Genomic DNA, 26,986 nt, shown 5'->3' on the forward strand with positions numbered 1-26,986 from the left:
ACTGCCTACAGCACCGCAAGCTGTTCGACGAACACACCGCGTTCCCCACCGAACTCGCCGCCGCAGCTTGACGCGTTGGCATCGTGAGGTGTCTGTTCTCATGCACGCGGCCGACTGCGGTCACCCGATCGAGACTCCCGTTCGACGCACAACCCTCAAGATCGGAACGACAACAACCACTCATAACTCCCAGCGAGAGTCCCCTGAGTCCCTTCTGGGTATCGCCTAGCCCCGTCACCTGCACGTTTACCAGGGACCGAGCGTCAGGGACTGAACGTGCAGAGGCCCTCCTGGCAAGGTCGGCGCAATGTCAGGCCGGTGCGGCGGATCGTCACCATGCTGGCCTCGTACATCGCGCCGTGCCCGCGCCGATGCCTGGCCACCAGCGTCAGGTCCACCGGCGCCGTCACCGGCTCATCCGCACACAGCCGCCAGCTGGATGGGGGGCGCTGTTCGAGAGCTGGGCGGGACGACACCAGACTGGTAATGGATCAGATCCGCAAGAGCCCTGGCTGCGGCCTTGGGGCCAGCCTTCGCCCCGCCCCCCGGCCCCCGGCCCCCCGGCCCCCCAGTCCGGCGGTCCGGCGGTCCGGCGGTCCGGCGGTCCGGAGGAGGCAACGGCCGCGCTACAGGAAGCAGTTGCTCAGTTCTGACACCGCGCCAGCGGGAAGCGGCCAGAGTCCTCCTGCGCGGGTTCAAACGGCCCGCGGATGTGGCGCAGCAGATGGGCGTCGATCCGAACAACGCCCGGGTGACACTGCACCACGCGAAACAGCGACTCAGCAGGATTCTGGGCTGGAGCACTGATGAGGTCGCCCACGTGATCCAGCTGTGCCAGGTACAGGCGGCCGACGGGAAGCGCACCGTTCCGGCAGCCTGACCAGGAGCCAGCACCAAGGCCTGGGCGGTCCGTCAGACGGGCCGCCCAGTCTGTGAAGAAGAACTCTGGTCTACCCGGCCCTGTTCAACTATGGACCCGTCCTGGCAAGGTTCCTTGGCGTGTCCTGGAGGGTGTTGAGCAGCAGGAAGGCAGTCGCCCGATACGCAAGGGCGAACGCGGCCGTCGAGGCCTTGGAGGCCGACCTCCGAAGGCTGGGACTACCGCCAGCGCCGCTGCGCGTCCGGGCGGCCTTGCGCAGTGGCGTCTGGCTCCAGGAGCGCGTGGTGGACAGCCAACCTGCCGCCTTCACCGTCTGCAGTCTTTTTGGTTTCTTTGTCTGCTCTTGGGCCCAGTCGCCCGACTCGCCAGCCGGGCATGATGGGCAGCTACGGCAACCCGCAGAGATTTGGGGTCTTCTCACCGGCTCCTGGTCGATGCCCTCCCTCAACACGATCAACATCGCCGCGACATCGCTGCTCGCCGCCGTGCTGGTGGCCTTCTTCCGCTCCGCGGGCGCCCCACCCTCGACGCGGACGAAGTGGATCGACGGTGCTGCGCGCCAACTGCTCCCCGTCGTGGTCATCAAACGGGCGGTATACCGCTGCACCGATACCTACAGTCACGGCGCACGCCGCGCCGACTCCGCCCGGGCGCTGGCAGGAGCTGTCAGGATCACCTCCCGCACGGTGAACCGCATGCACCGCACCTCCCAGCGACTGCCCGTCCGCTCCCATCGCCGCCGACAGCTCAAGCACCATGCCGGTCTCGTCGTGGCAGCACTGCGCCAAGCCGAGGCGCGGATCGACGTCGAGGGCGCGGCAGCGATCCCCGAGCTCGCACGCCTCCTGATGAAGATCGCCGACCGGTACGTCCAAGGCCACCTCGGGGCCCTCCTCGACGACGAGGAGCTGACGGGGCTGGAAGCCGTACGCGACTGGGAGGCACTCCGGATCGCTGCTTTCGTGGTGATCACCGTCGGGTCCGCGGCGACGGTCAGCCAGATCGGCTTACCCGAATCGACAAGGGCCTACGCCATCAGCGCGTGCGGGGTTCTCGCCGCTGTGCTGGTCTACGGCCAACAACGGGCCCGGCGGGGACTGGACCTGCTCAGCCAGATCCGGGGCGGGCAGGGCTGACGTCAGCACCGCCACGCGCCGGCCCCCGTCCGACTTGCTGGACGAGGCCGCTCACCTCACCGGACGCGACGTCGCGGCGGACCGGGCGTTCGCCGGAACCCTCCCTACCGGTCCAGGGCGCGGAGCAGATTGCGGGCGACGGCATAGGCCGATTCCTTCGGATCATCTGATCGTTGCGATTCACGTGAACCGGTACGAGGACGTGGAACTGCACACCGCCGAACTCGACGACGTCGTCTATCCGCTGCTGTGCGCACTGCCCTTCCTGGCCTCCCACGCGGGCGACCTGGTCGGCACCAGCGGCCCCGCTCACGTCCGCGCCACCCTCGTGAGCGACATGGCCGCCCACCCCACCCAGAACATTGTCGACCTCGACCGGCCGGACATCGTGCCCTTCCGCGTCGACCGGCTCGCCCCCGGGACAGGATCCGGGAACGCACCCCGGCCGTCCGCGCGATCGAGCACACATCGAGTACCTCGACCTGGTCGGCTCCTGCCACGGCTTCGTGGCCACTCTCGGCCGCCTGGTCCCGCAGCTGCGGGGGCAGGAGTTCACCGAGGACGAGCGCGAGACCGTGCACAGGAGCCAAAAACACCTAATAAGTCCGGCATGCCGGTCAATCTTGGTGACGCAATTCGGTTGAGCGGATGGCTGCCGCGATCGGCCGGGTCACAGCAGGCCGGGCTGCTGCCATTCGTCGCCGAGGACGTGGTGGTCGAGGAAGTTGAGGAACGTCTCGTACCACAGGCGCGTGTGGTTCGGCTTCAGGATCCAGTGGTTCTCGTCCGGGAAGTAGAGGTACTTCGCGGGGACTTCGTGCCGCTGCAGCTCTTGGAAGAGGGTGGCGCCCTGCCCGACGGGCACGCGGTAGTCCTGCGCGCCGTGGATCACCAGCATCGGGGTGCGGATCTTCGCGACGTCCAGGTGCGGCGAGTCGGCCTCGTACCGCTCGGGGCGGGTCAGCGGGTCGCCGAAGATCCGCTGGAAATACCAGGGCGCGTCGGTGTCGCCTTGGAACATCCGCAGGTCCCACAGACCCGCGTGGCTGACGATCGCCTTGAACCGGTCCGTGCCGGTGGCGACCCTGTTCGCCATGTACCCGCCGTACGAACCGCCCGCGAGCGCCGTACGTGAGGCATCGATGTCGTCCCGGGCCTCGGTCGCGTCGGTCAGCGCGATCACGTCCGCGTAGGGGCGCCCGCCCCACTGCCCCCAGCCGCGCCGGTGGTTGATCTGCCCGTAGCCGGTCGAGAGGGCCGGATCCGGCAGCAGCACCGCATAGCCGCGCGCGGCGAACGGCCACGGGTTCCACCGCCAGGTCCAGCCGTTCCAGCTGCCCTGCGGTCCGCCGTGGACGGCGACGAGCAGCGGGGCGGGCCGCTCGGCGGACGCGCCCTCGGGCAGCACGAGCCAGCCGCGCAGCACGAACCCGTCGTCCGCCTCCGCGTGCACCTCGGTGAGCGTGCCGGGCAGTTCCCCGACCCCACCCGGCGCGGGCAGCTCGGCCGGAGTCTGGTCGGCGGCACGGGCGTCGATCCGCACGGGCGTCGGCGGCGCGTCGACCGCGTGGCGCAGGGCGTAGAGCGTGTGCCCGTCGGGGGCCACGGTCAGCGAGCCGTACGCACCCGAAGCGGTGAGACGTGTGATGCCTCCGTCCGGGTCGCGCCGGAAGACGGGCGCGTGCCCCTGCTCGTCGGACGTGAAGAAGAGCGTCTCGTCCACCGGTGAACAGGCCACGCCACCGGGCCAGTTGTCGAACCCGGGCAGCAGATCGTGCGCGGTGCCGTCGGCCAGGTCGATCCGGACGAGAGTCGCTTCCCAGGGGTCGTTGTACGTCGGGTAGCGCATCCGGCAGCACACGACGGCCGAGCCGTCGTGAGTGAACCGCGGCGCCTCGTAGAGGTGCTCCAGATCACCGACGACGTGGATCTCCTCACCGCTCACCGCGTCGGCCACCACCACGGCAGTGCGATGCTCGTCCGGGACCCGCCCGGGCACGAACCTTCGGTACGCGACCCGTGTGCCGTCCGGCGACAGCGCCGTATCCCCCGGATCCTCCAGACCCATCCCCTGCCCGCCGACGAGGACCGGCTCCGCGTCGGCACCGGCACGGATGAAGGTGTGCGGCTCCGCCGGGCCGAGGTCGTGGTCCCAGGCGCGGGTCGGCCCGGCCTCGTACAGGATCGCGGTGACCGTCGCGTCCTTCCGCGCCGCTCGCAGCTTGCCGTGCGCCTCGGCGTCGGCGGCACCCGGCAGCAGCCCCGCGGTGTGGCACAGCGCGCCAGAGTCGCGGGCGACGGTGACTGCGGCGATCCCGCCTGGGTGCCGGGCCACGACGACGGCCTCCCCTCGCGGCGGCAGCGCCCACAGCGCGGCGCCCTCGTCCTCGTCGCCGTCCGCGGCAGCGCGTTCAGACAGGAAGTACAGCGTCCCGTCCGGACCGAACACCGGCCCCGACTCACCCTTGTCGGACCGAGTCAGCCGCAGCGCGTTGCGCTCCCCGGTCGGATCGATCTCCCACAGACCGGACACGAACCGCGTCCCGTCCCCGGACAGCGACTGCACGGCGGCGACGAGACGAGTGCCATCGATGGACAGGACAAGGGAGTTGACGCGGGGGCAGGCGACGAGAGCGGACAGGTCACGGAAGGTGGATGGGCCACCGGAGAACTCGGTCATGCGGGCGATTGTCGCCCCCGCGCGACGCGGACGGCCAGGGAGTATGAGGTAGAGCGCCTGTCAGCAGCCCTGCCGGCATATTCGCACGTACATGGATGTAACGCCGTTCGCTATCGCCGTTACCGAGACGCTTTCGCGGAACGGCCACTCCTGCCCCAGAGGCCCCACGGCGGATCTAACCTGCCGCGTTGAGGAAGGAAAACACCTACTGAACGCCACCCTCAACTCGGTGGTCTTCCGCTCCGCCGACCAAGACCTGACCACGGCCGGCACCTACATCGAAATGACCTCCCGCCTCCTGGAACCCACCCTCCTCGCCCTCGCAGCCCTCGCCATCCGCGGGCGCATCAAACGCTGACGACCTCCTCGTGACGGGCATCACACACCATTCATTGCTGTTGAGTACGTCTGCGGAGGCTGAGAGCAGAGAGAAGCCCAACCGTCAGGAGCACACCGTGAGCATCCGCATGGATCTCCCAGGGGTGCGCACCTCTGGAGGCCGCCGATGACGAACAACCAGTCCCGCAAACCGATACATACACCCGTCAAACCCCTTGGCTGGTTGGCCTGGGGTATGGTCGGTGACCCACTGCCGGAACGGGTTTTTGAGGCGGTGGATGACGGCGTTCGCCTCGTCCAACCGGATCAGATGTGGGAAATGGCAAAGCGGCACAAGCCGGTCTCGGGCACCCCCGACGATCTTCTGGCCGCCGTTGCAGCCCGGCATTGGCAGGGAAATGGGGAAGGAAGCCTGCTGAACCGCCTTGTCCTGCCGGACAGCCAGAGGTGGCGGGACGCCCTCAGCACTGCCTTGATAGGCCCGTGGGCATCCTCACTGGACTGCACCAGCTACCTTCCGTGCGCTGCCCTGAGCGTTCTTCGAGCCGAAGTGCGGACCCTGCACCGGCAGTTGGGGCCGATCTGGCGGCGCCGGACTCGGCATGGACCGGTGCTGTCCCTGGACGCCTGCCTCGGCGACGGCCTGTCGCTGCACGACCTGATTGCGGCCAACGGGGGCTGCGCCGAGCTACCCACGGGCAAGGTGTTCGACGACGAGCGCCTCAACACCGTGATCGGCGCCCTTGCCCCGGCCGAGCGAGCAGTCGTCATCGCCTACGCCAAAGGCGAGGGCACTACCTGGACCGAGGCCGCAGCCGCCACCGGCGCCGCAGACCCGGAGGCCTTCGGCGAACGTGTACGACGCAAGGCAAAACGCCTCGCCACGGAACAGAAGCGCCGCCTCGCGCAGCGACGGACCGATATGAGGAGGGCCCGGCCGTGAGAACCTTTGCCAACCGGCGCCTTAGACGGAACCTCTCGTTCGTCCCGGACCCCCGGCCTGCCGCGCCGGTGACGAACAACCCTTTCTTCTTCGCCCGTCCCATCCCCGTCATCGCCACCGACCTTGGGCTTCACACGCTGTCACCGCAGAATGAGCAGACGCCAACAGAGCCGCCAGCCACGCAGCCCTTGGTGTATGGGCTCTTTGTGCGTGCCCAGCTCATCCACAAGCGTCCCTGGCCCGGGGAGTGGGCCAGGTGGAACAACCGCGGTCTCGACGCCTTCGTCGCTAAGGGGCTGGCCATGCGGGTCAGCGATCGGTGGCGGGAAGCAGTATCCACCGCCCTACTGGGCTCCTGGTGCGATCCACTTACAGCCGACGGCTTTCTGCCCACGACCGCCCTGGGTGCCCTGAGAGCTGAGGCCCGGGTGCTGCACCGGCAGCTGGTGCCGCTGTGGCGGCGAGGAACCCGGCACGGGCGACTGTTGTCCCTGGATGCCGACCTCGGAGGAATGTCGCTGTACGACCTAGTCGCCAACGACATTAATCTCCTCGCGGGTATTTCGGGCGGCGTGTTCGACGACGAACGCCTCAACTCAGTGCTGCGCGCTCTGGATCCAGCCGAACGACAAGTGGTGCTCGCCTACGCCGAGGGCGAGGGCACCACCTGGACCGAGGCCGCAGCCGCCACCGGCGCTCCCGACCCGGAGGCCTTCGGCGAACGTGTACGACGCAAGGCCCAACGGCTCGCCGCCGAACAACGCCGCCGCTCTGCCCAACGGAAGGCACATAGCGCTCTTCAAGATTCTTTGCCGGACAGGGTTGAGCCCGGAACCGAGAGGTAAGCACCCTCTCGTTCAAGGAAGATCCACCATGAGCCTTCTCCTCGTCCTGGCCCTGTCCGTCCTCGCGTTCATCACCTGCAGGGCCATGGACAAAGCCAAGGACACCGACATCACCCACATCACCCGGGCCGCTCTCACCGCGATCGTGATCCTCGTCCTCACCTACGTGGCCATGCGCGTCGTACCGCCCGAAGCGGTACCCGATCTCATGAGCAGCGCTCTCAGGGCGCTGAAGGCAGCGTGAGCAGGCAGAACGGGCGCGTGTCACCACGTGCATTCGCCGACAGTAGGGTCGGGGCATGGTGACGCGACTTCGCCGGCTCGAAGGCCTTCTGGGTGCACGGCTTAACGACCTTGACTACAAGGCCATTTCCGAGCTGGTCGGGAACACTGACGCGGCCGAGGCCGAGGACCTCGACTACAAACGCCAGCACTACACCGGTAGTGACCCGAGCCGTGAAGAGCTGGCCAAGGACGTCGCCGCCTTCGCCAACCACACCGGCGGACTTCTCATCCTGGGCATGGCGGAGAACAAGGGCGTGCCCAGCCGCGTGTTCGACGTGGACCTGGACGACAGTCACCTGCGGCACATCCGGCAGGTCATCGCGAACAACACCGCACCGCCCGTCCCCTACGAGACCATCCCCGTCCACAACCCGGACGTGCCGGGTACCGGGTTCCTGCTGATCGCCGTTCCCCGCAGTCCCTACGGTCCGCACGCCGTCACCACCCAGCCCACCAAGCTCTCCCGGGACGGCCTGCGCTATCCGCGGCGCGGCGGCAGCCAGACCGAGTGGCTCACCGAGACGGACGTGGCCACCGCCTACCGCAACCGGTCCACCGCGGCCGCGGAACGCGACCGGCGCCTGGACGACGTCGAGGCGGAACTCGTCGACGCGGTGGCCTCCCGCACCACCCCGCATCTCATCGTCACGCTGGTACCGGAGCAGGCCGGTGACATGGTCATCGACTCCGGCCGCTTCGCCCGCTACCAGGAAGAGCTTCGAGCCACCCAGCTCTATCTCGGCCAAGGAGTCAGCAACTTCGGCCAGGTTGTCGTCGGCGCTCGCCGGCTGATCGTGACCGAGGGCGCAGGCCGCTGCACACGGCGGAGCCGGGCGACGTCGTCTACCCACTGCTGTGCGCGCTGCCCTTCCTCGCCTCCCACGCGCGCGACCGGGCAGCAGCCGCTGGCCCCGGCCACGTCCGTGTGTCTCTCGTGAGCGACATGGCCGCCCACCCCGCCCAGGACCACGTCTTCGACATCAACCGGCCCGGCATCGTGCCCTTCCGCGTCGACCGGATCGATCCGACGACCGGTCGGCCGCAGACGCTCGCTTTTGAGTTCCACCCCTACGCAACCGCCGAGGCCGGCGTTCTGCTGGACGACCTGGCCGACCTCGACCGCGGCCTCCTCCAGGCCACCGCCGCGCTCGCGGACGAACTCCTGCAGGCCTACGGCTATCCCGAGACCGGCCTCATCACCCGCAGCGGCCAACTCCACCCCCACCAGTTCAGCAACCGCAACTCCGGCGCCGTCGCGCAGTGGGCCCGCCACAACGGCCTCCTCTGAACCCGGCGTTGCCCAGGGAACAGCCGTCTGGGACGGTATGTCCTTCACCTGGCGACCTCGTACGCCCCGACGGATCCTTCAGCCGCATGGGCAGCCTCGACAACCTCACCAACGAGGAACTCGCCCGCCTGCACCCCGACATGGAGCTCTGTGCGGCCTGCGACGGCCATCGTCCTGCCGCCCGCGCCTTCATCCGCTGGCACCGCGACACCGACCGCGACCCTCAGGCACTCCCCCAGCTGTTCGAGGACTGGGAGACCGAGACCATGCACGCCCACGGGTGGGCCCGTGCCCAACCACCCGAAGCTCCCCTCAGCCCACCGGCGCCGACCGGCGCCGACCGGCCTCACACCACGCGGACACGGCTGATCACGACACCGTGGAGGCCTTCGAGCCCCGTGCCGCCGCGCAGGCCTGCCCTCTCCTTCCGCGGCGCGACTCCGTGAACGTTCGCGTGTTGGGTCCGGTCGCTGACCTGCTGTTCCGCTAGGGTCTGGGCTGCGGCAGGCTGCGCACGCCGCGAGCCCGCGTCCGGTCCCCCGCACCGGTCACGCACCGGGCCAAGGACACCGGGATCCGCAGGTTCCAGGGACGGTCCCGCACTGTTCGCTCATGCCTGCGCGTCGTCGACTCTGCGGGGTGGCGGGGGCCCTGGAGCGGAGATCGATCCTCATGACCAAGTCCGGTGCCAGCGGCCCCAAGGCCCGAGCCCGCAAGGCCCAACACGCCACAGGCGTCCGCTACACCCAGGTCCGCCACGCAGCCCCACCCTCCAGGCACGGGCGCACCGTGCAGTTCCTCCTGGAGGACCAGTACGACCTCGGCACCCTCGCCGTCCAACTGGCGGCCGCGTGGGCGCGGCAGGGGATGCGAGTGCTGCTCGTGCACGAGTACAAGCCCTACCAGGCCGACATGGCGCTGTACTCCCGCCAAGCCCGGGAGCGGAAGGCGGCCGAGCAGCGGCAGCAGGCCTTGCCCGGACACCGCAGCACCGTGCTGTGGACTGCGGGCACCGGCCGGAAGCAGGGCGGACTGCTGGTCGAGCAGCACACCCCCTGGTCGACTCCACCCGACGAACCCAGGCTCCTCAACCGTGACGACAACCCGCTCCGCGACGCACTGCAGCAGGGACGCCGCCACTTCGACACCGTGGTCCTCATGGGCCGGCCGACCTGGCCGCACCGCGAACTCGTGGACCACTTCATCGTGCTCGCCGCCAGCAACGGCGCCCCCACCGCCGAAACCCTCACCCACGGCGCGCTGCCCGAAGAACACCAAGAGCGCCCGCTCACCGCCGAGCAGAGCGCCGTCCTGCTGCGCGAACGCCACCTCAACTTCCTCTACCACCGCCCCTCCACCTTCCTCGGCATGATCACCGGAAGCCGCGCCCAGCCGGCAGCGGAACCCGAACCCGGCTTCGTCCGCGCCGTGGAAGCCAACATGACTGCCGCCGGCATCCCCCTCCTCGGCCACATCCACGTCGGCGACCACGACCTGGCAGCCCACGTACAGCGCAGAGACCAGGCGGCTCTGGTTGCCGCCTCCTCGCTCGACCCAGGCGTCGAACACGCCGCACAGGCCATCGCGGACCGCTGGTAGCCCGCCGGGAGCATGTGTCGCTGATGGCTGGGGAGTGAACCCGGTGGGATCTGCTGCCGCGATCCGTACGGGTCCGATAGAAGAGGGCCATGGTGGCGGATGAGCGGGCGGCGTTGGCGGAGGGGATGTGGCGGGCCACGGACCTGATGTGGGCCTACCTCACCGAGGACCGGACCCGGGTCAGGGCCGGACTGGAAGGCCTGGACAGTGACCAGCTGGCGCACACGCTTGCGTGGCAAGCCCGCGACCACGACTGGCTGTTCGACGACCTCGGCGAGCCGTCGATGTCCGTGCCGCTCCTGGACACGGTCGCCGCCCTGGCACCGGTGGACTGCGAGTTCATGATGACAACCGCGGTGCGCAATTGTGTCGCTGCGGGCACGGGACTGGCCTCCAGCGGGCTGGGGGACTTCCCGACGACCGCCCAGATCCACGCGCTCACGGTCTGCATGGCCGTGATGCTCCTGGAAGTACACGGACGCCGGGGAGCTCTCGAGTTCGTCGCTGCATCGGCCGACGACTACGTCCGACGCGGTCACCCGCGCCCCTACCCGACCCCCTGATATCGAGAGGCCGACGTCCTGGTCCACGGGCCAGCCGACCTTGCTCATTTCCAGTTGAGATGGACAGCCCGCCCATCTCACGCGAGAACCCCTCAGCTGGTCTGGGTGGGGAGACCCGGTCGGATGCGACGATTAAGGAGCACCAGGCGTGGCAGCAGACACCCCCGACGGACTGGTTCCGGCAGCAACACGTGGGCAACAGGCCCTCGATCAGATGATCGACACCCAGCGCCCACTCGCGCGGAGGAACATCGCCCGGACCCGCCAGCGCAACCCGGAGGCGACACCAGCACAGGTCATCCGCGACCTGGAGTGGAAGTACATCAGGGACTTCGCCGGGAGAGGTGCCGTAGCCGGAGCTGTTGCGGCCGCGCCCGGCCCCAGCACGAGATCCGTGTCGGCAGGCGAGGCCCTCTCATCTCTCCAGCTGAGGACCCTCTTCGCGCTCTCAACTGGCGCAACGGAGACGCTCTCATCCCCCAAGACTGGATTGATGAGCACGCCGGATAACGAGTGAAGAACCGGCACCCAACCGGGCGAAGCGAAACGGCATGGGATCGCGTCGGCGAGGGCACTATGCGCTCCGGCAGCCCCGACGGCTGCCCGGTGTGCCGGCAGCGGCGACGGGGATCAACTCAGGCGGTGCGGGCGGGTGGAGCGGGTGCTCTTGGAGTCGAGCAGTAGCCCGTCGACGGCGAGGTCGGCGTCCGCGGTGAGGTGGCGGGCGGCGAACGTGGGGCCGGGCGTGCAGTCCTCGGACCGGGAACCGGCACGCAGGGCCTGGAGCGGCCGTCGGCGGCCTTGTAGTGCCACGTCCTCCCGCCTCAAGGGCCACGACCAGATCGTCATCGCCAAACAGGGCGGATGGGCCCCGCACTCCAAGGTGCTCGCGGGCTACCTTGAAGTCGCCGACGAGTGGGAGGACAACGCCCTGCTCGGAGTGCTGTAGACGGGGCAAACGGGTCCTCCCAGGCAGTCGGCTGCTCCAGTCGTGAGGCACCGCCCGGACCAGTGGCCGCGTCTAGCGCGTACACCTTCTTGTCGTGGGTGTTGGCGTAGAGGAGGGCGCCATCCACGACCGCCGGCCACGGAGCGCCCCGCGCTCGCGGCCGCCATCGCCGTGGTCGGACTGCCCCTGGGCGGACACGGCCGAGCGCCAGCTGCAGGAACTGCAGCAGGGAAAGCGGAAGTAGAGGAGTCGGGGGATGTGGTCGAACGTCGTCGCAGTGTTAGGCACCCTCGCGGGCGCCGCCCTGGTCATCGTGTCCCAGCATTGGACAGACCGGCGGGCACGGGCCGAGGCGCACCGCCAGGAGGTCGAGGAGGCAACGGGCCAGCTGCTTGAGGCCGTTCTGACCTACCGGGAGCTGTACTGGCTGTGGCTCGCCGGAGTCCGCGAGGGGCAACACGAGGCCAGCGCGGACGGGGCCGCCCGCTACCGTGCCCACTCCGCGATCACCAACGCCCGCGACCGACTCGCGCTCGCCACGACGCACCAGACGCTCATCGCCGCCGCCGAAGAGGCCACGTGGTCGGCGGTCGAGCTGTCCGACATCGAGACCGGACCGGTCGACGACGAGGGCAGGTTCGGCCCGGACGTCGAGGCCTTGCTCACCGCCGGCCACGAGCGGACCCGGAAGGCGCACACCGCCTTGCGCCGGGCCGGAACGGCGTTCATCCACCCCACCATGACAACGCGATGAACGGCGTGCTGTACGCCCTGCGATTCCCAGGCGCCCCTGACCTGCGCGACCAACCGCACCGACCACGTCCTGAAGGCCGCGGCGGGGACTGTGGCCGGTGAAGCGGATCTCGATCCCGGCTCGCTGGCCGGCGCGGGTGACGACGTCGCCGATCGCCGCGGGCTGCAGACCGCCCTCCAGGACGGTGTGCCAGCGGTTGTGCAGGCGGCGCCAGATTCGATCGGTCACGGATGGGAGAAACTCAGCTCTCCGGAGGGTGCCGGCCGGGATGATCGTGGGGTGGTCAAACTCGGGGGACGCCGCCAGAGGCGCAAGTGGCAGTTGATCGGCGCTCTGGGGATGCTGGCGATCGTGGTGAGCGTCGTGTATGCGATCCGGCAGATCATGCACGGTGGCCTCCAGCCGGCTGACACTGCGGGCCTGGTTGGTCTTTCGTTGGGGGTAGCCGGACTCATGGCCGCGATCGTGGCCCTTCGGAAGCCGATTGAGGGCAACAACGCCGAACGCGCCCGCGGCTGGGCTGCGACCCTGGCCCACCACGTCGAAGCCGACGAGAGCGCGGTGTGGAGGCAGCTGCTGGGCGACGACACTCGGCGCATCAACCTCATCTACGTGTTGCACCCCGCCGCACTTCGTCCGGCCACCGCTCCGGCTGCCGGACGACTGTCCGCCGACGGCCAAGGACCGGCGACGTTGCCCGACATCGTCACCTACTACCGTGCCACCCGCCCGCTCCGCTTGATCGTCACCGGGGCAGCTGGCGCAGGCAAGACCGTTCTGGCCCTGGAACTGCTGCTGTCTCTCATCGACGGTCGCGCCGAGGATGACCCCATTCCGGTCCGGATCCCGCTCTCCCTGTGGGACACCGAACGCCAGTCCCTGACCGACCTGCTGAGACAACGACTGGTCGACGCCTATGACTGGCCCACGGACATGGCCGCCGAACTGGTCGCTCACGGTCTGGTCCTGCCGGTCCTGGACGGCCTGGACGAGATGGATCCCCCACTCCCCGACGGTTCCCCCGATCCCGACGCGCCCCGCGCCACCGCGGTCGTCCGCGCCCTCAATGCCTACCAGCAGGGCCGTGACGCCGGGCCTCTCATCCTGACCTGCCGCACCCGGCACTACAACGCCCTGACCCAGCGCACCGAAGTCGTGGATGCCGCCCGCATCGCCGTAGCCCCGGTCGGCACCGGCGACGCCCGCATCTACCTCACCAACCGCGCCCTGGACGCCCCCCGCTGGCAGCCCCTGGCCGACCACCTCACCAACCACCCGGGCGGGAACCTGGCCACCATCCTCTCCACTCCCTGGCGGCTCTGCCTGACCGCCACCGTCTACCAACACGACGGCAACCCCGCCGAACTCCTCACACTCACCGACCCCGACACCCTGGACCGCCACCTCCTGGCCCGCTACATCCCTGCCGCCGTACGCACCGCCCCCAACCCACGCCGCTACACCCCAGAGGACGTCCACCGCTGGCTCCACCACCTAACCACCCACCTCGACCCCACAGGCACCCTCGGCGTCACCAACCTCGCGAGAGCAGAGACCACTGACCTCGTCCTGCACGAACTGTGGCCCCTCGCCGGACGCACCCGCGTCCGCGCGATCGACGCCTTCTTGGGTGCCCTCACCGTGCTCACCGCCCTTCCCCTCACATGGACCATCTCCCAGCCGGAAGCCGGCGTTCTTGCCGCCCTGATCGGTGGACTTGCCATCATGATCGGAGTATTCAGCATCACAACCGACCGCCCCAGGAGGCTTGACTCCCCGTTCAGAACCCCTCAAGCACACGGCCTCCTCGCGCTCGCGATCGTGGCTGGGGTGGTGGCTGGGATCGTTGTGGGGATCAGGGAAGGGGCCGCGATCGGGCTCACGATGGGCTTCGCGATCGGGGCCCTCTTCATAGTCACGGCCGGGATCCCGCAGGAGCCGGGTATGAGTCTTGGAGCCCGAGACGTCATCAGGAGAGACGCCTGGTTCGGGATTGCTTTCGGGATTATGTGCGGCATCGCGGGCGGCATCATGTTCGGGACCGCGGTCGGGCTCGCCTTCGGGACCGAGGCCAGCACTGCCGCTGGCATTGTCGTCGGCATCATGTTCGGGAGGTCAGCCGGTCCGCACGCTTCACTACGGTATGCGGTATTTCTGCTTTGCTCGCACCGTCATCTCCCCTTCCAGCTAGGCCAGTTCCTGGACTGGGCCGTCACCGCAGGACTCCTGCGCTACAGCGGCCCCGCCTACCAGTACCGCCACCGAGAACTCCAACACTGGCTCCGCCAGCACCCCCACCCCCTGCCCTGACCGTTGCGGAACACCACGCCCGGCCACCGAACGAAGCCCGGAAACGCCCCGCGCGCGCCCTCGCACCGCGCTCGCAATGGACAGACATCAACCGGGGGAATGCCAACCCCCAGATCCCGACATCCCTCAGCTCACACCTTCACGGCTCGCAGTCACGCCAGCCTCGGTCCGACTCACTGGACGCGGCCGCCCACCCGCCTCGCTAAAGGGCTTGCTGACCAGTAGTCGGCGGGCGGTATGGGGTCGCCGGCCATGAGACGCCATACAGCGGGTGCAGATGTCCCGTCTGGCGCCGCGGTCGTCGAAGGTCGAACTGAGTGTCAGTGCCGTACGTCAGGATCCCCCCATGGCCGCCCTGGACGAACTGCCCCCGTACCGACGCGCACAGCTCTTGTGGCGCTGGGCCCCTCAAGGCGTCGAGTTCGTCGAGTACCTGGTGCACGATGCCCTTGCGCTGCCACATCAGCACCAGTTGCAGCGGTGCAGCGCGCGCCGGCGGTCCCGGGCACCGTGTCGGAGGGCATGGCCATACTGCTGGTCATGACGATCCCGCTCTGCACCCGTGTGTACGTGATGACCATGGTGGTCCTGGTGTCTGTGGTGGGGATCGGGGCCTGCCTGGGCACCCTCGTGGCCAATCGGCCCGGTGCCGTGGTCGGCTCGTGTGCTGCCGGCCTCGGCACGGGATTCGGAATGCTCCTCCGCCACCGGCCTGCGGTGGCTGCTGTCCGCGAGGCGGGCCTCGAAGGCCATGTGGCAGGGCTGTCCGACGTGGTCCTGATGAGCATCGCGATCTACGAGGCGGCGGTCTTCCCCCTCATCTCTGATGGGGTAAGCGCTGACGAACGAGAAGCACGCCGCACCATCGCCTACCGGCTCGCCGCATACGACGACCTGCCCCGTTCCGTCCGCGTGTCTGCGGCCGCCGCGCTGGAGGCCATCGACGAAGGCGCGGACGCCGCGCGTGCCCGAGCCGCGGTCAAGGAGTTGTCACTCACGATCTACACGTGCCGCAGCAGCCCGTGAATCCCGCGCAAATCCTGTGGAAGCTTCGTGACGTTCGACCTGCACCACGGCGCTGGCCCCGGAGGACCCTTGTCCTGCGCCACCATCCCGCATCAGATCGTCACGCCTGTTCTAGATGTGCTGTCGCATGAGGTTGGTGCCACGGTCGTGATTCTGGACGGCGACGCCTCACGCACGGTCTCCTCGGGCAGTGGTGGGTCGATGATGTGTGAATGACGTACATAGCTCCGCCGGAGTGGCCGCCGCCGCCTGGATGGCCGCCGCCCTCCGACGACTGGACACCGCCGCAGGGTTGGACGCCGGATGCGCACCGTCCGTTTCGCATTCCGCCGGACGGACGCGGCGTGCTTCTGCCGGGGCCGCCCGGCGCTGAGGAACCTTCCGCGACCGAGCCACCAACGGCTTCCGTGGATGCGCGCACCGGGGTCGTGGTGCGGATGCTGGCGCTGTGGGCGCGGTCCGTCCAGCGTGACGCCCACAGCTACTACCAGGCGGCGAGCAAGGCCGCATGGACGGACCGGGCGATCGACTACGGGGAGGAGTGGTCGCCAACTGAGGGCGATCTCGCACGGGCAATCGAGGACGTTTGGGTTCGTGGCTACCGACTCGTCATGTCGGCCTACCAGATGGAGCGCTGGTCGCGGACCCACCAGCGGATCACCGGCGACGCCGAGGAGTCGGACGAACTCCTGAAGAAACTGCGCAACACCATTGAGCACCTCGACGAGGCATCCTTCACCGATCTCCTCGCGCAGAAGGGCCCGACCGGTCCGAAAAGCAAGAAGAAGTGGGCCATTGAGGAGTTGCCCGGCAAGGAGTTGTTCCTGGGATTCGACGCCGGCTATACCGAGGCCGCGTTCGGCCTGGTGGACTTGCGGGACGTGACGGAGCGGGCACGCCTGTACGCCCAGCTTGATGCACCCGACGAGCCGTCGTTCGACGACTATGAGCCCGATTCGTACGACCCTGAAAGTGACTGAACCGCGCCTGCCCAGTCGCCTGTTGCGCGGAGCCGGGTCCCGGCTGTCGAGCGATCGGCAACGGTGTCTCAGATGTCACGGAATCAACGTCATGAGGTACCACGTGTAGGGCTGCCGGAAGACCCCGGTCTGTGGCAAGGTCATCTGCCTACGGGAGGGGATCGGCCGATGACTGAACAGAAGCACGTGCCGCAGGCGGGGGACGCCGGGAGCCGTGAAGAGGGCGCCCGGCCTGCGATGGCCACGCTCGGCAAGGTCAAGGCCGCTGCCGGAATCGGCATCGCCGCTCTGGCGGTGACGGCCACCGGGGTCTTCGCCTGGAAGAGGTTCCAGGGGCTCGTTGCCGACCTGACTGCGACGTCGGACGAGCTGGAGGTGAGGAACGCCTGCCTTGAGGCGGAGAACAACTACCTGAAGGAGGAGAACGACTACCTGAAGTCCTCGTACGGCGCGTCCGAGAACCTCAGGCGATTCGGCTACCGCTGAGTGCGCGCGCCCCGTCCGCAACGGCACATCCCTCAGTAGTCCAGATGAGGCCCGTACTGGCAGCTCACGTCCGAGCACTTCATGGAACCAACCTCATGAAACATCACATCTAGAGCACGCCGACGACATGGTCATGGGCTCTGACCCCCTCGTCCCGAAAAAGGCCGCGAGCGACCCGTTCTCGTCATCATGACGCTAACATGGGGAGCGGACAGGCCGCTCCGTGCGACCGATGGTCCCTCACGCCGTCGCACCCCGGAGGCCAGCTGTGGAGCCCCATGTCAAACTCGCGTTCGCGATGCGCGACACCCCCGGCGCGTACGCGGTCCTGCTCGGGGCAGGCGTCTCGATGGCCGCGGGCCTGCCGTCCGCGTGGGACGTCCAGGTTGATCTCATCGAGCGCCTGGCGGCAGCGGAAAGCACCACCACCCGCGGCAACGCGCACGCCTGGTACAAGCAGCGCTTCGGGCACCCTGCAACCTACGACCGCCTCCTGGACGCGCTCACCAGTACCCCCTACGAGCGCCAGGCGATGCTGCGCTCCTACTTCGAGCCCGACGACCAGCAGCGCGAGGACGGCCTCAAGCAGCCCACCGCCGCACACCACGCGATCGCCCGCCTGGTCGCCGCTGGCCACGTCCGCATCGTGCTGACGACGAACTTCGACCGGCTCATGGAGACCGCCCTGCGTGAGGCCGGCATCGAGCCCACCGTCGTCACCAACGAGGACGACGCCGCGGGCCTCGCCCCGCTGCACACCCTCAAGGGCGTCGTCGTCCACCTCCACGGCGACTACCTCGACCCGACGAGCATGCTCAACACCCCCGACGAGCTCGACCACTACGCCGCCGCCACCGACGCCCTGCTCGACCGCGTCCTGGCCGAGTACGGCCTCGTCATCTCCGGCTGGTCCGCCAGAACGGATCCCGCCCTGCGCAAGGCCTTCGCCCGGACCAACAACCGCTTCTTCGCCTCCTACTGGACCGACCCGGCAGAGCTGTCCGAGGCCGCCCAGGATCTCCTCACCCACCGCGCCGTCACCTACGTCGAGACCGATGCCGACACCTTCTTCACCCACACCGCCGACGCCGTCGACGCGCTCACCGACACCGCCCGCCAGCACCCGGCGAGCATCGCCGCTTCCGTCGCCATCGCCAAACGAGCCCTCTCCGGCACCCGACCGGCGGTCTCCCTGCACGATGCCCTCCACCGCGAGACCAGCCGCATCGCCGACCTCCGCCTGCACCTCGACGGTGACCACGCCCACAGCCTCGCCACCCTCGAAGCCGAGACAGAACTGCTGCTCGCCCTCACCGCCACCACCGCCTACTGGGGCAACAAAGACACCGACCGATGGTGGCTCCACGACATCGAGCCACTCGGCACCCAGCCAGACCGCAGCGGCAGCACCGCCCTACTCCACCTCACCAAAGCCCCTGCCACCATGCTCATCTACACGGCCGGAATCGCCGCCCTGGCCGCAGAACGCTGGAGCACCCTCGTGCGGCTCCTGGACGGGCCCACCGCCTTCGACCCCTACGGCGAGAAGACGTATCCCGCGGCCGCCCTCCTCACCCCCTGGGAAACCATCGGGCTCCGCGAGAAATCCTCCGAACGCCTCTACACCCAGCTCCAGCCCGTCTTCACCCAGCACCTCGCACTCACCGAGAACACCTTCCGCGACGCCTGGGAACGCTTCGAGTACCTGCGTCTCATCGTCGAGCACGTCGCCGGCCGGAACCTCAGCTGGCCCCACATCCGCGCGACAGAGCACGGCGACGTCTACGCACCAGCCTCCGCCGCCTGGGTGAAGAAGATCATCGACGCCAAGTCCGGCCCGTGGTCGTTGGGTCTCCTCAAGGACGCCGCCCCCGAAAGTATCGACAGGGCGACGACCGCAATCGACACCAGCTTCCACAAAGAGATCACACGGCGAGAATTCGAGTAGCGGGTCGTCGATCCCCGAACTGGCCGTAATCGGTCTCCGCGAACCACCAGCTGGTGGGCGAGTGCTTGATGCGCCGCGGCCGTGGTTCCACCAGCGTCTCCGGCCGTCCGTCGGGGTGCTGGAGGCAGACGCCGATGCCGTAGGCGCCGAACTCCAGCAGCGCAGGGGCGCGGCGTTGCGTGTCCCGCGCGGCGCGCCCTGTCTCGGCCCTGCAAAGAAGGCAGTTGCCGCCCCCGCGCGCGATCCGTCACTCGGCTCCGCCGTCATCCCCCAGTTCGCCGGGCGCACCGGACCGCACTGGGGGCGTCGGATGGTCTCCAGTGTGCCGATGGCGAGGCTGGATCAGATCAACGGCGTGCTAGGGAATCGTCGTGCTCAGCCTAGTAGTACCGCTCGGTTTCGGTGCCGCGATCGGCGGTGGCACCGACGCCGCCCTCGCCGCTCTGCACATGCGGGCCGCTCGCCGCGCGTTCGGCCCGCCCCCGACGTCGTGGCCATCGCCAGCATACCGCACGCCGTCCGTGTCCGAGGACTTGCTGGGCTGATCCCCGGTGCGCAGAAGCGCACCGTCCACCGCCCGCTGGAGCGTCGTACGCAGTGTTGGCCCAACCGGGAGTTCAGTCGTCGTCCGGAGCACTCCCCACCCAGGCGACGGGCTGCCCCTCGGAGGTGGTCCCCACGTGCGGGTACTCCGCTTCGTGTCCGATGTCCAGGACGCAGATCCTCCCCCACCTGCCGTGCTTGCCCGGACATGAGCGGCTCAGCAGGTCGAGGTCGGCGTCCCGGATTGCTCGGTCGTACCTTTCCCGGAAACGCCGGAGTATGGGGCCGAGTTCCTGCGCCATGGAGGCTTCCAACGCGTCGATCTCGTGCTTGAGGCGCTGAACCTCGGGGTCCGACATCACAGCCTTCAGCGCCGTCTCGGTCTCCCACTGCTCGCGCTGCCGAGCGAGCGTCTCCCGGCGCTGTGCCCCTTCGTTCGCCACTGCGTTCCCTTCCTGGCCGGCTGCCGGATTAGGGTCGCCGGTCGGCTGGCGTCGTCGGGCAGGCGATCGCCGGGAACGCGTCCGTGTGCCCGCCGCCCGCGGTGAACGCGATCCCGGCGGGCCTGGTCGGCCAGAACGGGGAGACGTCGATGAGGTGGTCGCCGTACTCGGGGTTGATGCGCAGCCATACCTCCACGCTGGTGATGCTGGCGCGGTACGCGGTCACCTCCCACGGCCCGGTCGTGAATCCGCAGGTGTTGGTCCGGGCGATCACGGTGTCCGGGTGGTCGGCGGTGGACAGGTGCAGGGCCGTGCCGTCGTACACGAGCCGGATGCCGTCCTGCTCCAGGTCCTGCCGCCGGGGAGCCTGGCGCAGAAGGCCGTACAGATCCCGGATCTTCATCTGAGCCATGTGCACATCCTCTCCGTGACGTTCCCGGCCGACTGGTGACGATGTATCGAGCGGCCGCTGTCCTTCACCTGCTTCGTGCGCGCTGCTACCTGACCTCGACGGAGTACGAGGCGCCGGGGAACTCCCATCCGTCGGTGCCTTCGCCGATGTCCTCCACGATGACGTCGTCGACGAAGTGGTCCTCGAACTCGTCGTCGGTGAGCTCGCCGGTGAGCCAGAGTTCCTCGATCTCGTCCCAGTGACCCCGGGTACCGTCGATCCGCAGAGGCGCGGCGTCCACCGTGCCGCGCGTCCGTTCGTCGGTCCCGGTCCTGACGACACCGCTGATCTCGTACTGGCCCCGCTTGATGTGGTCCGAGATTGGGTCGGCGGGGACGATCGCGACGCTCTCGTAGGCGGTGTGGATGAGGTCGCGGTAGCCGCGGCGGACGTTGTACTCGGGATCCGACAGCCACTTGAAGAGCGTGTCGGCCCGGACGTCGAGGCCGGCGGTTTCCAGTGCTTCGTATCCGCGTCGGGTTCCGGTGAGCTGGGAGAGCTGGGCGTGCCAGTGCTTGGCGTTGTATGTCGACAGCCGGTGGCGGGGTGTGACCTGGGCGCGCAGGAGGTCGTTGAGCGCGGCGCCCAGGGAGTCGCCGCGGCCTGTGGGGCCGGCCATCAGTCGTCACCCTCGGGGATCATCTCGCCCAGCTCGATGAACTTCGCCTTGACCTCGCCGAAGCCGGTCCCGATCCGGTACGTGTCCGGGGGCGTCCCGGGCGGCGTCCAGAAGACGGCCGCATCCACGTTGCGCAGGGCGATGAGCGTGTGGCCCGCCAGGACCGCGTTGAAGGCCGCAACCCAGTGCCGGACGGACGCCTCGGCGACCATGCTCATGCGCCAGTCCGGCCGCCAGAACGGGGACCGTTGTTCCTGCCGCTTGGGCCACAGCAGACGCAGCGCGATCGACAGCCGGGTCTTGTACGCCTTGTACGACTGACCGCCGGCTTCGACCAGCTCGGAGCGTGTTTGCCGGGCAGCAGCGTAGAAGGGCTTGAACAGCGACTCGTTGGCCTTCCCGGTCCACGAGTCGTGGATGGTCGGCATCGCGGCGATGTGGCGGTCACGGACGAGCTTGACGAGCAGCTTGATGTGCGGGGTGGTGACCCACACCCGGCCCTGGTCGTCCGGCCGGTCGATGATCCGCCCCAACGGGTGCGGCATGTCCGTGCGCGTCCACTCCGGGATGTCGATGAGGTAGATGCCGGCGCTTGCCTTGTCGAATTCCTCAAGGGGCCCGGTGTGCAGCAGCTTGTTCGGGGCGAGAGGGACGGCTGAACAGGCGGATGGGTAGGAGCCGTTGCGGTCGATCAGGCACATCACCCCCGCGCCGAAGGAGTCGGGCACGCCGAGCTGGTCACGCCGGACCCGCTTCCCGTTCTCCCGGATGAAGGGCACGCGCGTACTGGTGACGTCGGGGTGGACCCAGCGGGGCTCGCCGTCCATGTGCTCGCTGATCAGCGGCCACGGACCGCTTTCCCGCGCCTCGATGCCGATGACCGGGACCGGATGCATCTTCGAGCGGCCGACCGCGTCCTTGAGGATCTTCAACGCGGGGAAGACCGCTGTCTCCGGCTCGTCCTCCTCATCCCCCGGTTGAAGTTCCACTTCGCCTTCTGTGTCATCCCCGTCGTCCGGGACGTGCCCGCTGCTGCCCTCGGCGGGCCGCTCGCCGATGCCGGCGTGCACGGTGGTGTTGTTGTAGGCGTTCAGCGCGGCGGTAAGGCGGCGTCCCGCGTCGGTGTCCGGCAGTGGGGGCGGTGCCGCGGCGAACTCGGTGAGCGACGGCCCGAGTTCGTTCAGGGCCTCACGGTTGCCGTTCGTGAGCGCGGTGCGCAGTGCGGCCAGTACATGGGTGACGGCCGCGGGCAGTCCCTGCCGGGCGCCGGACGTGTACGGAAGCGCCGCCTCGGCCAACTCCCGTTCCACGGCCGTGCCCAGCGGACGCGCGGGTTCCTCACCGGCCGTACGGACGGCGGGGGCGCTGCCGGCGTCGAGGAAACGGGCATGCAGCAGGTCGGGGCTCAGGTAGGCCGAGCCGATCGCGCCGAGGTCGCGCTCGGCGACCGTCACCTGGACCCTGGCGGGGTCCTCGGTCGGCGTGAGCGTCAGCGTGACGTCGGCGTCGAGGAGTCCCAGGAGCGCGGGGTCGTCGCTGTCGACGATGGCGAGGACCGGCACGTGCAGGGCGCGCGCGAGGGAGGCCAGGACCTGGGAGGCGTCCGGGAGACGGTCCCCGGACAGCGGCAGGCGGGCGCTGCGGGCGGCCTGAAGGCGGTCCACGACCACGAGGGCCAGGCCCTCCATGTGCGGGGCGGTCTCCGCGATGTCCACGGCGGTCAGGTCGCTGCCGTCGTCGATCATCAGGAGGTCGCCCGCCTGGACCAACTGGTGGGCGATCTCCTGTTCGTGCTCGGTGAGGCGGCCCTGCTTCAGACGCGGGTAGTCGCCACCGGTCTCCGCAGAGACGATCCGGCGGAAGATGTCGTCCCGGTTGGGTCCCGACGCCGCGTACAAGACCATGCCGTGGTCGACGAGCGCCGTCTGCCGTGCGGCCGCCAGACCGAGCAGGCTTCCGCCGACGCTCGGACGAGCTGCCACGAGCGTCAGCTTGCCCGGCTGCAGACCGCCCGTCGCGGCGTCCAGGCCGGGCAGCCCGAACGTGGGGCCTCCGGCGGGGCCGGAAGTGAGGACGGCCCCCATGGCGTCACCCAGCCTGGTGAGCCTGCGCGGCGTGCTGCCGCGGTCCTGAGTGTGTGGGCTGTTCACCGCACCTCCTGCGGACGCCGCGCCCGGGTGCGCGGCCGTGTCGGACGAGGGAGCACTTGAGTCGGTAACGGGGAGCAGTACCGCGACGGGGGTGGTGTTGCGCCGGAGCACCTGCGGCTCGCCCTGAGCTGCCCGCGTGATGAGATCACCGAAGTCCTTCTGTGCCGCACTCAGGACGTGGGACGGGAACGCGCCGGGCTGCCGGGCTGCCGGAAACCGGGCCAGCGGCACCAGCAGGGCGTGATCATCCCTCTTGTGGATCAGCGTCGAGACCCCGTCCTCCTCGGCGCGCTTCACCAGGGCGAAGAGCTCCGTACGGGCCTCGGTCGCGGTCATCGCGGTCTCGGCTGGCGGCTTCTGACTCTGACTCACTCGCCCTCCCAGGAAACCAAACTAACCACCATGGTAGCAAAATCAGCTACATAATTTTGCGAGAGTCACGCATTGGTGCGTGAAATTCACTCACCTGTGAGGTCTGCTGGCGGGGTTGACCGGGTGAAACGCGCGTCGGCGAGCGGCGCCGAAGAGCCGCACAACAGGGCGGAGGCCGGGGCCATCCGCCCCGGCCTCCGCGCACTGACGAACAGACGGTCTCAGCCGCGTGCCTCCGACTCCTGCTCGTCAGGTGTCTCCTTGTACGCGAGGTGCCCGACCGCGGAGTGGGCCTTGCTCAAGGTGCCGTTCAGGCCGCCCGCAAGGTCCATCGACCTGCCGCACAACTCGGTGAAGCGCTCGATCACTTCGTCGAGCGGCTCACCCCGGTAGTCGGTCATCAGGCGGTCCCGGTCGTGGAGCCCCTGCACGGAGGTCCCCAGGAGTTCGACGGCCGTCCGCAGCTCTCCGGCGGTACGGGTGAGGTAGCTGAAGATGCGGTACGCCTCGAGTGGGTACGTGATCCCGCGGTACTGGAGGGCGCCGACGAGTTCACTGAGGGCGCGGGCCGCGTCTTCGCCGTACTGCTCAAGGTTCTTGGTGTTCTCGCTCATGTGGATCGGGGTCTCCGTACGGGATGTGGTCAACGGGGGTCGGTGAACTGGGTGAGGGCGTGCACGGCCCGTGCGCGGGACGGGCGGGCCGGCGTCCTGGCCCGGCGCCGCGGTGCGTACGACTGGGAGGGTGCCGGCTTCAGTTCCGGGGTCCGCGGCCGGGGAATGGACGGCGGTGAGATCCGCCAGGCCTCCCTGGCCGCGCACCACCAGGTCCATGTGCTGGGGCCCGTAGTGCGCCCACAGTTCCAGTGCGGCCTCCAGGAGCGCTGCGCGGTCCTCGCGCGACATCGCCTCGACGGTGGCCACCAACACCCGTGCCTCGCCTACGTGCAGACGGGCGTGCATGACGAGGAGGAGGAAGGTCTGGAGGGACTTGTCGGTCGGAGTTTCTCCGTCCGGCTCGTGGATCGCGAGCAGGTTGCAGACGGCCCCGGCGGTCACCGCGAGGGCGATCGGGTCCTCGTCGTCCAGGAGCTTGGCCGCCAGGGCCGCCCGGCAGGGCGCGCACCCTTCGATGCACGCGCCGATCAGCGCGGACGCGATCCGCATGTCCGGCGCGCTCGCAACTCCCCAGCGGCTGGGGGCGGACGGCCGGAGATCCGTCGCGGAGGGGCCGCTGCCGTGTCGGTGGAGGGTGCCGGCGTTGGCGGCGACGTACGCGGCGCCCCGGGTGCGGCTCGTCTTTCTCGCCCGGCTCTTACGGCCGTGGCTATTGGTCATACGGCTCTCGCATTTCCCGCGCCCGGCCCCATGACCCGATGCGCGCGATGAAGAGCAGCATGCGGAAGGCTCAACAGCTGTACGGCTGTCAGGAGTTGGTGCAGTTCCGCACTGATGCTCACAGTCCGGACCCCGTCGTACGGGGCCCGCGGGCACCTCTGCCGTGATGCACTCCGGTCATGGGCCGGAGCACCGACTTGGGCCGATGCGTCGGCCGCTGCCCGCAGGCTACCCGTCCGCCGCTGCTCTCGGGAACCGATCATGGAGACTGCCCGGCTAGCGTGCCAGGACCCTGAGCGGGAAATCCGGTGCCGCCCTCCGGGCCCGGGGCCTACGCTCCCGTCATGTACAGCAGCGTCCCGGGCCGCCCGCGGCCTCTTGAGCCCTACCGCGGCTTCCGGTTGGGAGTGTTCGACACCTCGGTACTCACCTCGGACATCACCGCCGCTCTCAAGCGGGGCAAGCCGTCCTCGATCCTGGCCGGGATGCGCTATGGGACGCTGCGCGGGTTCATCCCGCACTACGTGTGGGCTGAGGTACCGCGCGTCCTCGCCGACCGCAAGGACGAGGGCGGCGACTTCGACCTCATGGCGGCGGAGCGGCTGTGGTGGGAGGAATACGTACCGCTGCTGCACGTCGTCTGCGTGAACGGGCTGCCCATGTCAGCGGCCGCCGACCGGCTCGCGCAGGAAGACCTCAGCGACGTCGGGATCATCCAACTCGCGGACGTCCTCGCCCCCGTCGTTCTCCTTGCCGCCGACCGGGACCTGATCCGCCTCGACGTCGCCGCGCGGGACTGGCCCGCGCTGCGGGCCGTGCTCGGGAAGATCGGCGCGGCCGAGCGGGCCGTGCGGCGCAGTGACACGCTGGTGGAGGTGTCCGGCCGGTCTCTGATCGGTACCGCGCGCCTGACGCGCGCCCATCCGCTGGCCGCCGGCGCCGTGGCGGTCGCCGCCGGGATCTACGTGTACCGCAATCGCGCCCGACTTCCCCAGGCCAGAGCGACACTCGCCCGGGTCGGTATGGAGGTTCTGCAGACGCTCGCCGAGCCGTACGCCCGGCACGAGTTGCACACATCGACATGGAAGGACGCCGAACGAGGCGAGGCCGGAGACGACGAACTCTCCCTCGTCGCCCGGCTGCTCGCCCGCGCGCCCGCGCCGATGACGCGCACCGACATCCTGGCGGCCCTTCCAACCTCCGCGCAGTACCCGCACCGCCGGCAGATGGACGGGCTGGGCCGTCTCCTGCACCGTTTCCCCGCCTTCCACCAGCCCGCCCCCGGGAAATGGCAGCTCGGCAGGACCAACATGCAGATCACCGCCCCGCCCTGGACGTAGCGGACCGGACGCACCACCGGCACCACGGCGGCCGGCGCGGTGCCGGCGTGGACGTCCTCGACCGCTAGACTGGCCGCAGCGCTCGACCTGAGGCGACACGGCGACCAACTCGGCGACCCTGAAAGAGAGTTCAGCGAGGGACAGCCCTTCGTCCCTGCGGGGTCAGACGCGGAAGAACTGCGCCGCGGCGACGCCCGCCCAGGCCGCGGTCGCGATGACGAACAGCTCCATCGCCTCGGTCACGTGGCCGAGGACGAGGACGACCACGGCCGCGACGAACACCGCCGTGCCCGCGACCGTGAGGCCCACAGCGGCGGCCTTCACCGCGAATCGGACGACGCGCACGCGCAACTCGCGCCTCTGCTCACGGCGCAGCCGACGCCGAAGCGCCCGGGCCTCGCGCCGCAAACAGATCGCCTCGTGCTCGATCAGCGCCAGGAAGTCCTCCGGCGTACTGCTCAGCAGCACGGAGACCGGGATGTCCTGGCCCCGGCCGCCGTCGGGGTGCATCGTGGTCATCAGGTGTTCCTCAGGGAGTGCCTGCCCGCCGCCCGGGTTGGAGAGCCTGGGGCCGGCGGGCCCCGAGCGCGTGTACGCCGGTACGAACACAACAGTCGGGCCAGGCCTGGGGTACAGCCCGATCCAGGCGGGTCTGGCCTTCCTGCCGGTGACGGTCGTGATCGCGGCCGGCGCGGGACTGTCCCAGCGGTTCCTGCCGAG

30 protein-coding genes are annotated in these 26,986 nt (G+C 69.2%); 22 read left to right on the forward strand and 8 right to left on the reverse strand.

What is annotated here, in order from left to right; translation table 11 throughout:
- Window positions 1–712 precede the first annotated feature (712 nt).
- The 3 genes from ABZT04_RS42975 (at window position 713) to ABZT04_RS42985 (ending at window position 2,660) form a co-directional block, all read left to right on the forward strand.
- A complete protein-coding gene (locus ABZT04_RS42975; protein ID WP_356065275.1) occupies window positions 713–880 on the forward strand; it encodes a hypothetical protein in 168 nt (55 codons plus the stop codon).
- A gap of 434 nt (window positions 881–1,314) precedes the next feature.
- A complete protein-coding gene (locus ABZT04_RS42980; RefSeq protein ID WP_356065278.1) occupies window positions 1,315–2,016 on the forward strand; it encodes a hypothetical protein in 702 nt (233 codons plus the stop codon).
- A gap of 506 nt (window positions 2,017–2,522) precedes the next feature.
- Window positions 2,523–2,660, forward strand: coding sequence for a hypothetical protein (locus ABZT04_RS42985; protein ID WP_356065352.1), 138 nt, complete (start codon window positions 2,523–2,525; stop codon window positions 2,658–2,660).
- 26 nt (window positions 2,661–2,686) lie between these two features.
- On the opposite strand, the gene ABZT04_RS42990 is transcribed toward ABZT04_RS42985, so the two are convergent.
- The gene (locus ABZT04_RS42990) at window positions 2,687–4,696 is read right to left on the reverse strand and encodes a S9 family peptidase (protein WP_356065281.1); all 2,010 of its coding nucleotides are present in this window, start codon (window positions 4,694–4,696) and stop codon (window positions 2,687–2,689) included.
- A 229-nt stretch (window positions 4,697–4,925) separates the two neighbouring features.
- On the opposite strand from ABZT04_RS42990, the gene ABZT04_RS42995 reads away from it, so the two are divergent.
- The 11 genes from ABZT04_RS42995 (at window position 4,926) to ABZT04_RS43045 (ending at window position 11,507) form a co-directional block, all read left to right on the forward strand.
- Window positions 4,926–5,054: a hypothetical protein gene (locus tag ABZT04_RS42995; RefSeq protein ID WP_356065358.1), complete on the forward strand. Its 129-nt coding sequence runs from the start codon at window positions 4,926–4,928 to the stop codon at window positions 5,052–5,054.
- 147 nt (window positions 5,055–5,201) lie between these two features.
- Entirely contained in the window at window positions 5,202–5,978 is a 777-nt protein-coding gene (locus ABZT04_RS43000; RefSeq protein ID WP_356065284.1) for a hypothetical protein, read from the forward strand.
- Window positions 5,975–6,823, forward strand: a complete 849-nt coding sequence (locus tag ABZT04_RS43005; RefSeq protein WP_356065291.1) for a hypothetical protein — start codon at window positions 5,975–5,977, stop codon at window positions 6,821–6,823. Before ABZT04_RS43000 ends, ABZT04_RS43005 begins: the two co-directional genes overlap by 4 nt.
- A gap of 28 nt (window positions 6,824–6,851) precedes the next feature.
- Window positions 6,852–7,067: a hypothetical protein gene (locus ABZT04_RS43010; protein WP_356065294.1), complete on the forward strand. Its 216-nt coding sequence runs from the start codon at window positions 6,852–6,854 to the stop codon at window positions 7,065–7,067.
- Between the two features lie 55 nt (window positions 7,068–7,122).
- Entirely contained in the window at window positions 7,123–8,046 is a 924-nt protein-coding gene (locus ABZT04_RS43015; RefSeq protein WP_356065297.1) for an ATP-binding protein, read from the forward strand.
- A gap of 5 nt (window positions 8,047–8,051) precedes the next feature.
- A complete protein-coding gene (locus tag ABZT04_RS43020) occupies window positions 8,052–8,396 on the forward strand; it encodes a hypothetical protein (protein ID WP_356065300.1) in 345 nt (114 codons plus the stop codon).
- An 86-nt stretch (window positions 8,397–8,482) separates the two neighbouring features.
- Window positions 8,483–8,842, forward strand: coding sequence for a DUF6300 family protein (locus ABZT04_RS43025; RefSeq protein WP_356065303.1), 360 nt, complete (start codon window positions 8,483–8,485; stop codon window positions 8,840–8,842).
- Window positions 8,843–9,008: 166 nt separating this feature from the next.
- Window positions 9,009–9,995, forward strand: coding sequence for a hypothetical protein (locus ABZT04_RS43030; protein ID WP_356065306.1), 987 nt, complete (start codon window positions 9,009–9,011; stop codon window positions 9,993–9,995).
- Window positions 9,996–10,084: 89 nt separating this feature from the next.
- A complete protein-coding gene (locus tag ABZT04_RS43035) occupies window positions 10,085–10,558 on the forward strand; it encodes a hypothetical protein (protein ID WP_356065308.1) in 474 nt (157 codons plus the stop codon).
- Window positions 10,559–10,706: 148 nt separating this feature from the next.
- Window positions 10,707–11,075: a hypothetical protein gene (locus tag ABZT04_RS43040; RefSeq protein ID WP_356065310.1), complete on the forward strand. Its 369-nt coding sequence runs from the start codon at window positions 10,707–10,709 to the stop codon at window positions 11,073–11,075.
- A gap of 150 nt (window positions 11,076–11,225) precedes the next feature.
- The gene (locus ABZT04_RS43045; protein WP_356065312.1) at window positions 11,226–11,507 is read left to right on the forward strand and encodes a hypothetical protein; all 282 of its coding nucleotides are present in this window, start codon (window positions 11,226–11,228) and stop codon (window positions 11,505–11,507) included.
- Here the strand turns inward: ABZT04_RS43045 and ABZT04_RS43050 are convergent.
- A complete protein-coding gene (locus ABZT04_RS43050) occupies window positions 11,404–11,736 on the reverse strand; it encodes a PQQ-binding-like beta-propeller repeat protein (protein ID WP_356065355.1) in 333 nt (110 codons plus the stop codon). The genes ABZT04_RS43045 and ABZT04_RS43050 overlap by 104 nt on opposite strands.
- A 27-nt stretch (window positions 11,737–11,763) precedes the next feature.
- Between ABZT04_RS43050 and ABZT04_RS43055 the strand changes: the two genes are divergently transcribed.
- From ABZT04_RS43055 to ABZT04_RS43085, 7 genes are all read left to right on the forward strand, one after another.
- A complete protein-coding gene (locus ABZT04_RS43055) occupies window positions 11,764–12,261 on the forward strand; it encodes a hypothetical protein (protein WP_356065314.1) in 498 nt (165 codons plus the stop codon).
- A 453-nt stretch (window positions 12,262–12,714) separates the two neighbouring features.
- Window positions 12,715–14,571: an NACHT domain-containing protein gene (locus tag ABZT04_RS43060; protein ID WP_356065316.1), complete on the forward strand. Its 1,857-nt coding sequence runs from the start codon at window positions 12,715–12,717 to the stop codon at window positions 14,569–14,571.
- Window positions 14,572–15,093: 522 nt separating this feature from the next.
- A complete protein-coding gene (locus tag ABZT04_RS43065; RefSeq protein WP_356065319.1) occupies window positions 15,094–15,597 on the forward strand; it encodes a hypothetical protein in 504 nt (167 codons plus the stop codon).
- A 27-nt stretch (window positions 15,598–15,624) separates the two neighbouring features.
- Complete coding sequence (locus tag ABZT04_RS43070; protein ID WP_356065321.1) at window positions 15,625–15,813, forward strand: hypothetical protein; 189 nt, start codon at window positions 15,625–15,627, stop codon at window positions 15,811–15,813.
- 191 nt (window positions 15,814–16,004) lie between these two features.
- On the forward strand, window positions 16,005–16,577 hold the full coding sequence (locus tag ABZT04_RS43075) for a hypothetical protein (RefSeq protein WP_356065323.1): 573 nt from the start codon (window positions 16,005–16,007) through the stop codon (window positions 16,575–16,577).
- Window positions 16,578–16,745: 168 nt separating this feature from the next.
- Entirely contained in the window at window positions 16,746–17,063 is a 318-nt protein-coding gene (locus ABZT04_RS43080; protein ID WP_356065326.1) for a hypothetical protein, read from the forward strand.
- Window positions 17,064–17,331: 268 nt separating this feature from the next.
- A complete protein-coding gene (locus tag ABZT04_RS43085) occupies window positions 17,332–19,011 on the forward strand; it encodes an SIR2 family protein (protein ID WP_356065329.1) in 1,680 nt (559 codons plus the stop codon).
- A 617-nt stretch (window positions 19,012–19,628) separates the two neighbouring features.
- Here ABZT04_RS43085 and ABZT04_RS43090 read toward each other — a convergent pair.
- The 5 genes from ABZT04_RS43090 to ABZT04_RS43110 form a co-directional block, all read right to left on the reverse strand.
- Window positions 19,629–19,997 carry a hypothetical protein gene (locus ABZT04_RS43090; RefSeq protein WP_356065331.1) on the reverse strand — a complete coding sequence of 123 codons (369 nt, stop codon included), beginning with the start codon at window positions 19,995–19,997 and terminating at the stop codon, window positions 19,629–19,631.
- Window positions 19,998–20,025: 28 nt separating this feature from the next.
- Window positions 20,026–20,409 (reverse strand): hypothetical protein, encoded by a 384-nt coding sequence (locus tag ABZT04_RS43095; RefSeq protein ID WP_356065334.1) that lies wholly within the window; start codon window positions 20,407–20,409, stop codon window positions 20,026–20,028.
- Window positions 20,410–20,494: 85 nt separating this feature from the next.
- A complete protein-coding gene (locus ABZT04_RS43100) occupies window positions 20,495–21,067 on the reverse strand; it encodes a hypothetical protein (protein WP_356065337.1) in 573 nt (190 codons plus the stop codon).
- Window positions 21,067–23,589 (reverse strand): DnaB-like helicase C-terminal domain-containing protein, encoded by a 2,523-nt coding sequence (locus tag ABZT04_RS43105; RefSeq protein ID WP_356065340.1) that lies wholly within the window; start codon window positions 23,587–23,589, stop codon window positions 21,067–21,069. Before ABZT04_RS43105 ends, ABZT04_RS43100 begins: the two co-directional genes overlap by 1 nt.
- A 221-nt stretch (window positions 23,590–23,810) precedes the next feature.
- Window positions 23,811–24,926, reverse strand: coding sequence for a hypothetical protein (locus ABZT04_RS43110; RefSeq protein WP_356065343.1), 1,116 nt, complete (start codon window positions 24,924–24,926; stop codon window positions 23,811–23,813).
- Between the two features lie 344 nt (window positions 24,927–25,270).
- Between ABZT04_RS43110 and ABZT04_RS43115 the strand changes: the two genes are divergently transcribed.
- Window positions 25,271–26,266 (forward strand): PIN domain-containing protein, encoded by a 996-nt coding sequence (locus tag ABZT04_RS43115; protein WP_356065346.1) that lies wholly within the window; start codon window positions 25,271–25,273, stop codon window positions 26,264–26,266.
- Between the two features lie 162 nt (window positions 26,267–26,428).
- Here the strand turns inward: ABZT04_RS43115 and ABZT04_RS43120 are convergent, their stop codons facing one another.
- Window positions 26,429–26,785: a hypothetical protein gene (locus ABZT04_RS43120; protein WP_356065349.1), complete on the reverse strand. Its 357-nt coding sequence runs from the start codon at window positions 26,783–26,785 to the stop codon at window positions 26,429–26,431.
- Window positions 26,786–26,986 lie beyond the last annotated feature (201 nt).

The organism is Streptomyces sp. NPDC005492, assembly GCF_040605995.1.
Taxonomy (GTDB): Bacteria; Actinomycetota; Actinomycetes; order Streptomycetales; family Streptomycetaceae; genus Streptomyces.